The organism is Corynebacterium sp. HMSC077G07, from assembly GCF_001809225.1.
GTDB lineage: Bacteria > Actinomycetota > Actinomycetes > Mycobacteriales > Mycobacteriaceae > Corynebacterium > Corynebacterium jeikeium_D.
Genome location: NZ_KV796533.1, coordinates 209,648 through 220,641 on the forward strand (window position 1 = coordinate 209,648; position 10,994 = coordinate 220,641).

12 protein-coding genes are annotated in these 10,994 nt (G+C 59.0%); 7 read left to right on the top strand and 5 right to left on the bottom strand.

Annotated features, from left to right (window positions below):
• Window position 1: 1 nt before the first annotated feature.
• The gene (locus HMPREF2562_RS05660; RefSeq protein ID WP_070549738.1) at window positions 2–625 is read right to left on the bottom strand and encodes a hypothetical protein; all 624 of its coding nucleotides are present in this window, start codon (window positions 623–625) and stop codon (window positions 2–4) included.
• 289 nt (window positions 626–914) lie between these two features.
• On the opposite strand from HMPREF2562_RS05660, the gene HMPREF2562_RS05665 reads away from it, so the two are divergent.
• The 4 genes from HMPREF2562_RS05665 to HMPREF2562_RS05680 all read left to right on the top strand — a co-directional run bounded on the left by HMPREF2562_RS05665 (window position 915) and on the right by HMPREF2562_RS05680 (window position 4,619).
• Entirely contained in the window at window positions 915–1,325 is a 411-nt protein-coding gene (locus HMPREF2562_RS05665; RefSeq protein ID WP_038627918.1) for an HAD-IA family hydrolase, read from the top strand.
• On the top strand, window positions 1,325–1,816 hold the full coding sequence (locus HMPREF2562_RS05670) for a DUF6912 family protein (RefSeq protein ID WP_038627920.1): 492 nt from the start codon (window positions 1,325–1,327) through the stop codon (window positions 1,814–1,816). Before HMPREF2562_RS05665 ends, HMPREF2562_RS05670 begins: the two co-directional genes overlap by 1 nt.
• A gap of 327 nt (window positions 1,817–2,143) precedes the next feature.
• Window positions 2,144–3,208 carry a flavin reductase family protein gene (locus tag HMPREF2562_RS05675; RefSeq protein WP_070549739.1) on the top strand — a complete coding sequence of 355 codons (1,065 nt, stop codon included), beginning with the start codon at window positions 2,144–2,146 and terminating at the stop codon, window positions 3,206–3,208.
• 70 nt (window positions 3,209–3,278) lie between these two features.
• A complete protein-coding gene (locus HMPREF2562_RS05680; protein WP_070549740.1) occupies window positions 3,279–4,619 on the top strand; it encodes a fatty acid desaturase family protein in 1,341 nt (446 codons plus the stop codon).
• Here HMPREF2562_RS05680 and HMPREF2562_RS05685 read toward each other — a convergent pair.
• From HMPREF2562_RS05685 to aroA, 3 genes are read right to left on the bottom strand one after another with little or no spacing between them, the layout of a single operon-like run.
• A complete protein-coding gene (locus HMPREF2562_RS05685) occupies window positions 4,616–6,001 on the bottom strand; it encodes a chloride channel protein (protein WP_070549741.1) in 1,386 nt (461 codons plus the stop codon). The genes HMPREF2562_RS05680 and HMPREF2562_RS05685 overlap by 4 nt on opposite strands.
• Window positions 5,988–7,034 carry a ribosome small subunit-dependent GTPase A gene (rsgA, locus tag HMPREF2562_RS05690; RefSeq protein ID WP_070429789.1) on the bottom strand — a complete coding sequence of 349 codons (1,047 nt, stop codon included), beginning with the start codon at window positions 7,032–7,034 and terminating at the stop codon, window positions 5,988–5,990. The genes HMPREF2562_RS05685 and rsgA overlap by 14 nt, the downstream gene beginning before the upstream one ends.
• 2 nt (window positions 7,035–7,036) lie before the next feature.
• Entirely contained in the window at window positions 7,037–8,515 is a 1,479-nt protein-coding gene (gene aroA, locus HMPREF2562_RS05695; RefSeq protein ID WP_070549742.1) for a 3-phosphoshikimate 1-carboxyvinyltransferase, read from the bottom strand.
• A gap of 70 nt (window positions 8,516–8,585) precedes the next feature.
• On the opposite strand from aroA, the gene HMPREF2562_RS05700 reads away from it, so the two are divergent.
• A complete protein-coding gene (locus HMPREF2562_RS05700) occupies window positions 8,586–9,281 on the top strand; it encodes an SOS response-associated peptidase (RefSeq protein WP_016422219.1) in 696 nt (231 codons plus the stop codon).
• 39 nt (window positions 9,282–9,320) lie between these two features.
• On the opposite strand, the gene ybaK is transcribed toward HMPREF2562_RS05700, so the two are convergent.
• Window positions 9,321–9,833: a Cys-tRNA(Pro) deacylase gene (ybaK, locus tag HMPREF2562_RS05705; protein WP_069359462.1), complete on the bottom strand. Its 513-nt coding sequence runs from the start codon at window positions 9,831–9,833 to the stop codon at window positions 9,321–9,323.
• A 98-nt stretch (window positions 9,834–9,931) separates the two neighbouring features.
• On the opposite strand from ybaK, the gene HMPREF2562_RS05710 reads away from it, so the two are divergent.
• The gene (locus HMPREF2562_RS05710; RefSeq protein WP_070545775.1) at window positions 9,932–10,561 is read left to right on the top strand and encodes a sigma-70 family RNA polymerase sigma factor; all 630 of its coding nucleotides are present in this window, start codon (window positions 9,932–9,934) and stop codon (window positions 10,559–10,561) included.
• A 20-nt stretch (window positions 10,562–10,581) separates the two neighbouring features.
• Window positions 10,582–10,866, top strand: a complete 285-nt coding sequence (rsrA, locus tag HMPREF2562_RS05715) for a mycothiol system anti-sigma-R factor (RefSeq protein ID WP_070545803.1) — start codon at window positions 10,582–10,584, stop codon at window positions 10,864–10,866.
• Window positions 10,867–10,994 lie beyond the last annotated feature (128 nt).

Genomic DNA, 10,994 nt, shown 5'->3' on the forward strand with positions numbered 1-10,994 from the left:
ACTAAAGCACCCGAAACGCGGTCATGGTCCATGGCCGCGTTTTTGCTGTTCCGCGGCGGAAAGTGCCCGTGAACGCGCGAACGCGCGGACCGACACGGCAACTACCCAGGAACTCGACCTTCTTGCCGTCCGCGGAAGCGCTGGCGTGAAAGGATTGCAACGCGACACCCTTGAGGCTGGTGTTCTTCGACAGCGTGAGTATCGCAGCGTGAATAATCGGGTCGATATTGATGCGACGTAGATCGTTGACTCGCCTGCGACCCGCGATGATGTCGAAGACGCGGCGAGTAATCGTGCCAAGCTCCTGTCTCAGATTCTGTTCACAGTGCTGGACGACGTGCGGTGTTTGCGGCGTCTTTTTTGCAGCAGGAGCGGCCGCGACGGGCGGTAATGCCGTTATGACAGCGGCTCCGGTGGCAGCCGAGCATCCGCTGTAGGTCGGTGCCACTTTTGCGGTTTGAGAGGCGGCGGCATTAGCTGACTGGCCGAGTTGAATTGTGTGGAGAAGCGAAAAGCCCGTTGCCGGTTCAATGGATTCCCTGCCACTGGAGCGGTGCTCAGCGGCGTGCGACAGCGCGTAAGGCATCGGTGTCTGAGATTTTGGTACGTGAGACGTTGGTGCCATGGATTAATCCCCCTAAAACGCTCCATTGGCAAGTTCCCCCTTGCTGAAGACCATTGTCCTACAAGTGCTTTAAGTGTGCAGCTTGTGAAGGGGAATTCACGGCCGGCGTGGGGGGGGGATTGGGGAGAAGGCGCAGTCGCGAAATGGGCTGAGTGTTTCGCTGTTAATGGTCCTATCGGTTTCCGTCAAGGCCGTTCTGGTCGCCTACAATTGGGCGTAACGAACAGCCAATTAACACGCTGAACTGGAAAAAAGGCAAACGTGCAGGTCATGCGATAAACTACAGGCCATGCGCGGAATGATTATCGATTACTGTGGTGTCCTCGACGGTACGGATGAAGACCAGGCACGTTGGCGTAATTTGCTGGTAGAGGCGCGTGCAAATGGTGTTGGCCTGGCAGTCCTGTCGAATGACCCAGGTGGCCCATCGGCGGATCCGATTCGCAAGCTCGAAGATGAGGGCCTGGTAGACGCAGTTGTGCTCTCTGGTGAAATTGGCCATGAGAAGCCTTCGGCAGAGGCTTTTAATGCAGCTGCTGCGGCTATTGAACTGCCGGCCCGGGACTGTGTGTTGGTGGATGATTCGATTGAGAACATCCATGCTGCCGTCTCTAACGGCATGGTGGGAGTCTTCTATCAGCAGTTCGACCGCGCAGTGGTCGAGATTGCCGGTCTACTGGGTCTCGAGGGCGAGTTCTAATGCGTGTCTATATCCCAGCGACTTTCTCTATGCTTGAGGCGCTGAAGGAGGATGAGCTCTTCCACGCCCGCGGTGGTTGGGGCTTTGCTGTCACTGAGGCGCTGCGCGATTTCTTTACTGAGGGCGATGATGAGGAACTGGCAGATGTGGCCTTTGATGAGGCTGCGCGTGCGTCGCTTCGTCTGCTCGATGCTGCAGAAGAGAAGTTCCCGCACCGCCGAGTAGTCATTTCCGTCGATGTGGAGGCGGAACCGCAGTCGGATATGGGCGATGCTGTGGTTAAGGTCGGCGGCCCAATTTCGCTTGCCGACGTTGCAGCGCTCCACATTGATGTGGAAGAGGCGGAAAGCAAGGTTGAGGCTGCGATTGAAGCCGTCGATAAGGCAGATCTCGGTGACGAGGATGCGGAGCTCACTGTCGGCGATGCGCTGGAGATTCCGCTGGCGTGGTATGACGTAGCTGAGCTCGGCATGGTGGTCGACTTCCTGTAGTAGCGCGTGCTTGGTGTTGAAGAAGGGGACTGGGTTTGGAACCCAGTCCCCTTTTGTATGGCACAAGTTTTTTCTGCGGGGGTATAAAAGGCGGGATTGTTTTGTGTGGATAAGCTCCATGTCAAAGGGGGTGTTTCGCAGGAAAGCGGGGGTAATGACAATTTCGCTATTTGTGTCAAAATCATTTGCTTCTCTTGACCAATAACTTACCGCTCCGTAGTCTACGTCTAAGTAACCTACGGGCACGTAATAATGGATCGGGCGGGGAACGCCCGCTGATGAACAGTGTTATTACTTGTTCTCCCGTGACAGTCAGGAGGGCCAAGAATGGGGCTTAAGACCAAAGTTTCCCGGGTATTGAAGCATTTATCCACGCCACTTTTGCCCGATGACTACACGCATTTGCTAAATCCGCTGTGGTCAAGTCGCGAGCTGCGCGGTCAGATTGAGGCCATTAATCCCACATCTCCTACTTCAGCAGAGTTGATAATCCGTCCGGGTTGGGGGATGCCAACAGACTTCAAGCCAGGTCAGTTCATTGGACTCGGCGTAGAGGTCAAGGGGAAATACCTGTGGCGTTCCTACTCACTGACAAATGCACCGCGGCCTCATGACGGGCTGCTGACTATCAACATTCGTGCACTCAACGACGGCTACGTGTCCCAACATCTCGTCGCCAATGTAAAACCGGGTGCTGTCGTCCGCCTGGCTGCCCCGGCTGGAGATTTCCATCTTCCGGAGCCACTCCCAGCCCGCATTGCTTTTGTTACCGCAGGCTCCGGCGTAACTCCTGTGATGTCCATGCTGCGTGATCTTTCAGCTCGCAAAGCATCAGTGGAAGTCGAACACATTCACTCCTACCGCGGCGAAGCAGAAGCTGTGTTTGTCAACGAACTCCGGGAGATGGAACAGCGCAGTGCTATTAGTGCGTTGAAGTATCGCCTGCATGCCCGGAATACGGAGGCGCAACCGCGGATTGACGCTGCTGCGGTTACCGACATCATTGGTGACTTTGGAGCGCTGGCATCGTCGGCAAGCGCCTATGCCTGTGGTCCGGTTGAACTGCTGAAAAACCTTGAGCCGGAGTTCCCCGGGCTGCGGACGGAACGTTTCACCGTTGACCGCTCCGCGGCGGAAGAGGCCGGTGGCACGGTGAGTTTCGGTAGCCGAGGCGATATCGACGTAGACGGTGCAACCACCATCCTGGAGGCGGCGGAGAGCGTCGGAGTTGACCTGCCGTACGGCTGTCGGATGGGAATCTGTGCGACGTGTGTGCAGCAGCTCTCCGACGGCGCAGCGCGGGACATCCGCACCGGTGCGACGTTTGTGGCGGGGGAGCGAGTCCGAACGTGCGTCTGTGCCCCGGCGGGGCACGCGCGTATCGAACTGTAAGTTCGCCCCACATCTATCTCAAACTGCATTAACCAGGAGAAACTACCTCAAAGGAGTTGGGACCCTTCCCATGGCAATTTCCGATATCGCATCGTATGCGCACTTGAGTGAAGAAGACGTCGCAGAGATTGGGCGTCGGTTTGCGGAAATCGAAAAGCAACACCGCGATTCGCTGGGGCAGAAGGATGCTCGCTACATCCGCACGCTCATCCGCATTCAGCGCACCCTTGAGGTGACTGGTCGAGGTCTGCTAATGGTGCCGACCGCAGGCATGGCTCTGAACAAATTGGGGCTGCTGCCGAAGTCGTGGAAGAATACCGCGCACTGGGGGTTCAAATGGGCGGGTGCCTCAGCGCTGGGGCTGGCAAAGATTTTGGAAAACCTCGAAATCGGCCACAACACCATGCACGGTCAGTGGGATTGGATGAATGACCCCGAGATTCACTCGGCCACCTGGGAGTGGGACAATTCCTGCCCATCCAGCGGGTGGAAGCACTCCCACAACTTTGTCCACCACAAGTACACCAACGTGCTAGGTATGGACAACGATGTGGGATACGGCATTCTCCGGGTGACTCGTGACCGCCGTTGGAAGCCATCGACGCTGTTGCAGCCGGTGACAAACGTGGTCTTGGCCAGCCTTTTCCAATGGGCAGTGGCTTTCTACGACGTTGAGCTCGGGCGTGTGTTCGCAGGCAAGAAATCCTGGGATGAGGCCCGGCCGCAGCTCATGGAGGTTCTCAACAAGTCGGGGCGCCAGGTGGTCAAGGACTACGTTCTTTTCCCGGCGATGGCGGGTCCGCGTTACCGCGAAGTGGCATTTGCGAACATGATGGCCAACCTCGCCCGTAATCTGTGGGCCTACGCTGTCATCTTCTGCGGACACTTCCCGGATGATGCCGAGACTTTCACCAAGGAGCAGTACAACACCGAGGACAAGAGTGAGTGGTATTTGCGCCAAATGCTGGGCTCGGCGAACTTCCACGGTGGGCTGGCGTTGTCGGTGCTCTCGGGAAATCTGAATTACCAGATTGAGCACCACCTCTTCCCAGACATGCCATCCAACAGGCTCATGCAGATTTCGAAGCAGGTTCAGCAGATTTGCCGGGAATACGACCTGCCGTACAACACGGGGTCGTTCCCGAAGCAGTTCTTCCAGGTCCAGCGCACACTACTAAAGTTGTCGCTGCCGAATCGCTTCTTAGTCGCTGACCCGGACAACGCCCCAGAGGTACGTTCGGAGGCGGCGTTCAAGAAGTATCCGCAGGTTGAAGCGGAGCTCCAGTCCAGTTCCCCGCAACGCAAGGGCTTAGCGACGGGGCTGCGAATGCTCCGCCGTCTTCGCCCAGGCGTCCGGGAAATTGTCCGAGCCTATACAGGTCGCTCAACGCACACTGCTGCGCACGGTTAGCCCTCGACCCGCTTGCGGATCGCAGCTGCGGCTGCCGGTTTGCGGTTCCATGGCATTGATTGCTTGTGGGGGAGCCGTAGCCAGGCGCGAATTATGGTCACAGTTAGTGTCGCAGTTGCACCAGCGAGGAAGAGCGCTAAGTAAGCCGAGGAATTCTGGCCGGTAAACTCCACGGTCACGATCAGTGCGAACAGTGGAGCTGCCATGGACGCCGACAGGAAGGCCGCCGCGCCGAGAATCGCAAAGTCGCTCAACGGAACTGAGGGCATCAATGGCTGTACGAAGCAGCCGACGATGAAACCGCTGAGCGCGCCAAGGGCAAAGCCGGGAGTCAAGAGACCACCGACGGCACCAGAACGGAAAGTAACGAGAACCGCGATAGCTTTCGCAATCAGCAGGATGACTGCAAAACCCAGCAGCGGGCGGTCCATGAGAACTGTGGTCGCAGCGATACGGCCATTGCCCAATACTTCTGGAACCCACAGTGAAATCACACCAACCAGTGTGAATGCGAGGGGGATGGCCCAGGCAGAGTGCCAGCCAGTCGGTGCTGTGTCCGACATTCGAGAGCTGAGAATGCGAAATGCGTAGCCAATGGCACCGCAGATAACACCGATGAGCAGTGCTGCCCCGAGGTTGCCCCAGCCGTCTGAGAGATTAATTGGGCTGTAGAGCGGGCTACTGCCGACCACGATGCCCGACGTCACCGTGGCGATGGCTGAACACGCCAGCACCACCATCACCGCGGTAATGCTCAGTGAGCCCAGCAGAATCTCCAACGAGAAAACCGCTCCAGCCAACGGGATGTGATAAATCGCCCCCAGGCCGGCACCGGCTGCTGCTGCGACCAGAATACGGCGGTGTAGCGGATCGATGCGCAGTCGATGCGACATCTGTGAAGCCACCATCGCACCGAGCTCACGCGGGGCATTCTCGCGTCCCATGGATGCACCTGCAGCGACGGTCGCCATCTGCAAAAACACATTGACAAGAGTTGACCACACCGGCATGAGTCGACCGTTCATGCCTGCCTCAACGCTCTCAATGGGCGTGGCCTTTGTGCGCAGCGCTGCCCACACCGGTCCTGCAATCAGTCCCGCCAACACAATTCCGACAAAGCGCTGGAGGCCAGTGGTGCCATCGGTCACGACGGCTACGTCGCCCTCATGTTGTCCGTAAACTGCGTACTCGATGCCGTGCATTATTAGTGCGAGGCCGGCTGCGCCGAGTCCTGTCGCAAGACCCACGATAAGCGTGTAGATACACAGCCGAATCCAACTGCCGGGAGCAGGGTAGAGTCCGGAGCCCGCTTTGTCCGACTCAGCACCAGCCGAAGCTTCAGTGGGCGTCTCCACAGAATCGGTGTGGCTAGTCTCTTTCAATGTCCAGCTCCCAATCCTCGTTGTCGCTGATTGCACTCAACAGGCGACGCACAGCCATCGCTCGGCGGTGCTGAACTCCCTCCAGCTTGTCGAGGGCACACTCTGGATCCGCGGGCGGTCCCAAATGGGTGCAACCACGTGGGCATTCATCTGTCGCTGCCTGGATATCTGGAAACGCCGCCAGCAGCGTCTCCGGTGTCACATGGGCTAGACCAAAGGAACGAATGCCCGGGGTGTCAATGATCCACGACGTCGCGCTGTCTTCGCTTTCCGACGGCAGCATCAGCGCCACCGACTGTGTGGAGGTATGGCGGCCCTTACCCACACCGCTGACTTCGCCGGTCTCACGGTTGGCTTCAGGAACAATCCGGTTGACAAGGGTTGATTTCCCCACACCGGAATGCCCAACCAAAGCTGTCACTCGTCCGGGGACATCGATGAGCTCTGACAAGGGAGCCAAGTCATCATTAATACCGCAGACAACGACATCCACTCCGAGTGCCGAGAACTCCCCGGCAAATTCCTTTGGGTCGGCCAGATCGGATTTAGTCAGACAGAGCACGGGGCGGACACCGCCGGCGTAGGCCGCGACCAGCGCGCGTTCGACAAAACCGGTGCGAGGTTCAGGATCGGCGACTGCGCACACAATGAGCAGCAGGCTGGCATTGGCCACGACGATGCGCTCATACGGGTCATTGTCATCGGCGGTGCGACGCAAAACCGTGCTGCGTTCTGCCAGCTTGACGATGCGGGCCAGTGTGCCCTCACGGCCGCTGACATCGCCTACGACACCGACACGGTCACCGACAACGATATTGGTGCGGCCGAGCTCGCGGGCACGCATGCATGTCACTGCAACATCAGGGTTGTTATCGAGGACTACACCCCAACGACCACGATCCTTGGTCACCACCATGCCCCAGTGGGCATCGGCGTGGCGGGGGCGATCCTTCGTCCGTGGCCGCGACCCTTTACCGGGGCGGATGCGTACATCGGACTCGTCCCATTGCCGTCCACGCCTGCGTGCCGCCACTGTTATTTCCCTGCCTCGGTTCCGTTGTCCACACCATCAAGTCGAGCTTCGACTGACTTTTCCAACGAACTAGGTCTGGGGGAGGCCAGTCCGAGCATCTCCAGCCAGCGCAGATCGAATCCAGGCATGGTCTTAGCAGTGGTACCGATATTTTCGACTTCCACGCCCTCCGTGCGCAGGCCAACAATGGCACCAGCGGTGGCCATTCGATGGTCGGCGTAGCTGTGCCAGAGACCACCGTGGAGCGGAACGGGGTCGATCGCAATGCCGTCGTCAAGCTCGGTCGCGCGACCGCCGAGACGGTTGATTTCCGTGGTGAGCGCGGCAAGACGGTTGGTCTCGTGACCGCGCAGGTGTGCGATACCCGTCAGCTCGGTGCGGGTAGTGGCCAAGGCGGCGATGGCCGCGACGGTGGGGGTCAGCTCGCCAATCTCGGACATGTCCAGCGTGATTCCGCGCAGCTCGGACGGCTTTGGGCCCACGACGGTGAGGCTGGTGCGGCCACCTTCGTGACGGTTGAACGTCACGGTAGCGCCCATAGCGGTGAGGATCTCGCGGATGCGGTCGCCCGGCTGCGTGGTGTGCTCTGGCCAGTCGGGCACGGTGACGCTGCCACCAGTGACAGCCGCAGCGGCCAGGAAAGCGGCGGCGTTAGACAGGTCGGGTTCGACCTGCCAAGTACGACCCATCATTTCGGTCGGGTGAATGGTGAACGTTGTGCGTGGTCCCTCAGGTGTGTCGGCCGTGGTCTCCTCGACCTGCACACCGGCCTCGCGAAGCATGTCCAGGGTCATGTCAATGTGCGGGCGGGAAGGAATCTCACCGGTCGGGCGAAGTACCAGGCCACGGCCGTAGCGCGGTGCTGACAGCAACAGACCAGAGACGAACTGGCTCGAAGCCGAAGCGTCAATTTCCACTTCGCCGCCGATGTCCGGCAGATCCTGCTCCTGGACCGAGTCACCGAGGCGGTTGCCCTGATTCGGACCCTGCGGATTGACCGTGAAGGGAAGCCCATTGCCCGCGATGTTCACACCGAGGCTGCGCAGGGCATCCAGCACGGCCGACATCGGGCGAGCCTTGGCTTCTACGTCGCCTTCGAAGAACACCGACCCCTGCGCAAGAGCTGCGATAGGTGGCACGAAGCGCATAACCGTACCTGCGAGACCACATTCCACGACACCACCGCGAAGCATGCGTGGAGTGACGCGGAGCGTGTGGTTCGGGGCACCCGAATATGTCGAGTCGGCACTGATGTCAGTTCCCAGGGCCTGCAGTGCGCGAATCATAAGATCGGTATCGCGAGAGCGCAGAGCACCATGGATAACCGATGGTGTCGAAGATATCGCCGCGATGACAAGGGCACGGTTCGTAATCGACTTCGAGCCGGCAATCTGCACCGTGGCGCTAAAAGGCTGTCGACCGGCCTCGGCACCGTCGACACTTACAGTAGGGGCGGACCAATTCTGATTTTGGGAACACACACAACCAATTATGGAACACTTTCACTCCATACCTCGACTAGAGGGGGAGTCAACGGCACAATCAGTTGGTATGTGTGGTCGTTTCGTCAATTTCACAGTCGCCGAAGAACTGCTCAGCACAACTGCTGAGATTCCCGGTTTGGCGCCCGTGCGTGCCGACGGCCCGTTGCCCACCTCCCGCTACAACATCGGCCCGACCATGCCAATAGTTGCTCTTGCCCGCGAGCACCCCGGCCGCACAGGAACCATTGCTGCCACCGTGCGCTGGGGTTTAATTCCGCAGTGGGCCCGCGAAGTGCCAACAAAACCTTTCTTCAATGCCCGTGCGGAAACCTGGCAGTCCAAACCGACTTTCCGGGACGGCCTGCCCTGCGCAATCCCCATGAACGGTTGGTATGAGTGGAAGAATCGCCAGCCCTACTTCGTCAGCTTCAGCGATGACGCACCGCTTTTCACCGTCGCTGGGCTGTGGGCGCGCTGGGGCGATATCGTCTCCGCCACAATTCTCACCACCGACGCCGTGGGACAGCTCGCGGATCTGCATCATCGTATGCCGCGCGTGCTTGCCGACGACGAAGTCAGTGACTGGTTGGATCTCTCGGCCTGGGCAGCAGACGGAGATGTTGGCATGACCAGCGCAGAAGTGGTGGACAAGCTGACCATCCGACCGGTCAACCGCGCCGTCGGCAATGTTGCGAATGAAGGGCCGCACCTGCTGAATGGGCCCGATGGAGCAGCACCCGGCCACAACGAGGAGCTGTTTTAAGGTCGTATCAGTGGGGAGGTTGCAGGAGTAGCCGCCGGATTAGCGGGCGATGTCGGCGACCGTGGCGTCGCAAAGCGAAACCAGATCAGCGGGTGACAGTTCGATGTCCCACCCGCGGCGACCACCGGAGACGAACACGGTGTCGGCGAGAGTAGCGGTCTCATCAATGACGGTGGGGAGCTTGCGGCGACCGCCAAGCGGGGAGATGCCGCCGGGAACGTAGCCGGTGGCAAGTGACGCGTCATGGGGGTCGGCCATCATGGCCTTGGAAGCCCCGACAGCAGCGGCGGCGGCCTTGGGGTTGAGCATTCCGGTGGCGGGGACGACGGCGATGGCCAGCCCAGTGCGTTTGCCGGATAGCTCGATAATGAGAGTTTTGAAGATGCGTTCGGGCTCGACTCCGAGATGCTCTAGTAGCCAAGAGGCGGCCTCTTCGCCGAAGTTGTCGCTGCCGTGGGGGAATTGGTGAACGTGGAAGTCGATTCCGGCGTTCTGACAGACGGCGATTGCCGGGGTGGCGGCAGCGGATTTCTTGGCGGACTTCTTCGACATAATTTCCCATCGTTGCACACCAGTGCAGCTACGCGACGAAATGCCTGGTGACGGGGGTCTGGCCGACTCGTGGGTGCGGATGTTTTAGGATAGGTAGCATGTCAGGTGATCAGACAGGAACATCGGCCATCCGGACTGATGAGTCGGATGAGGAGCTTGCGCAGCGCTTTGAGCGTGATGCCATGCCGCTTTTGGATCAGCTCTATGGAGCGGCGCTGCGGATGACACGCAACCCCGCCGATGCCGAAGACCTGGTGCAGGAGACCTATATCAAGGCCTTTCAGGGCTTCCGCTCCTACAAGCCGGGCACGAACCTGAAAGCGTGGCTCTACCGCATTCTGACGAATGCGTACATCAACAACTACCGCAAGGCGCAGCGACGTCCTGCCGAGTACGCCACCGATGACATCACGGATTCACAGATCGCGGAAACCGCGTCGCACACTTCGATAGGGCTGCGCTCTGCTGAGGTTGAAGCGCTGGAAAAGCTTCCTGACGAGGAAATTCGTGACGCTTTGATGAGTCTCAAAGAGGATTACCGGATGGTGGTCTACTACGCCGATGTCGAGGGATTGCCCTACAAGGAAATCGCCGAAATCATGGGCACGCCCATCGGAACTGTGATGAGTCGGCTCCACCGTGGAAGAAAACAGCTCCGAGACGCGTTGCACAACGTGGCCGCGGAACGTGGATTCTTGAAAGAAGAGAAGGGAGATTCTCCGCGATGAGCCGAGAGTCGAGCCAAGATATGGAGCAGACGCCAGAGCGCGGGCACGCCTGTGAAGATGCTTTCTGTCAGGATGTCCACTCGCGCCTACACGCATTTTTGGATGGCGAGTGTGATTCGGAGGAGCGCCGCTTTCTCGAGGAACACATTCACAAATGCCCTCAGTGCTTAGAAGATTTCGGTTCCGAGCAAGCTATCCGACGGCTGCTGCGCCGGTGCTGCCAGCAACCTGCCCCTGAGGACCTCCGCCAGCGCATTACCACCCGTATTCGCGTGTCCTATACGCGGGTGGAGTACCGCAGGTAGTTGCTGGCGGCTGGGTTAGGTGCGTCATCTTTTGGCGCGTATTCCTTTGATGCTTAATGCGATGTTGCGTAATACGGTAATGCGTAATGCGTAATGGGGGTTAAGTAGCAAAAAGTGTGTCTGACTTT

Coding starts and splice junctions, on each gene's coding strand:
- ybaK (WP_069359462.1), bottom strand. CDS start 9,833: ATGTCGAAGAAGTCCGCCAAGAAATCCGCTGCCGCCACCCCGGCAATC.
- rsrA (WP_070545803.1), top strand. CDS start 10,582: ATGGAGCAGACGCCAGAGCGCGGGCACGCCTGTGAAGATGCTTTCTGT.
- HMPREF2562_RS05675 (WP_070549739.1), top strand. CDS start 2,144: ATGGGGCTTAAGACCAAAGTTTCCCGGGTATTGAAGCATTTATCCACG.
- HMPREF2562_RS05660 (WP_070549738.1), bottom strand. CDS start 625: ATGGCACCAACGTCTCACGTACCAAAATCTCAGACACCGATGCCTTAC.
- HMPREF2562_RS05665 (WP_038627918.1), top strand. CDS start 915: ATGCGCGGAATGATTATCGATTACTGTGGTGTCCTCGACGGTACGGAT.
- HMPREF2562_RS05670 (WP_038627920.1), top strand. CDS start 1,325: ATGCGTGTCTATATCCCAGCGACTTTCTCTATGCTTGAGGCGCTGAAG.
- HMPREF2562_RS05700 (WP_016422219.1), top strand. CDS start 8,586: ATGTGTGGTCGTTTCGTCAATTTCACAGTCGCCGAAGAACTGCTCAGC.
- HMPREF2562_RS05680 (WP_070549740.1), top strand. CDS start 3,279: ATGGCAATTTCCGATATCGCATCGTATGCGCACTTGAGTGAAGAAGAC.
- HMPREF2562_RS05710 (WP_070545775.1), top strand. CDS start 9,932: ATGTCAGGTGATCAGACAGGAACATCGGCCATCCGGACTGATGAGTCG.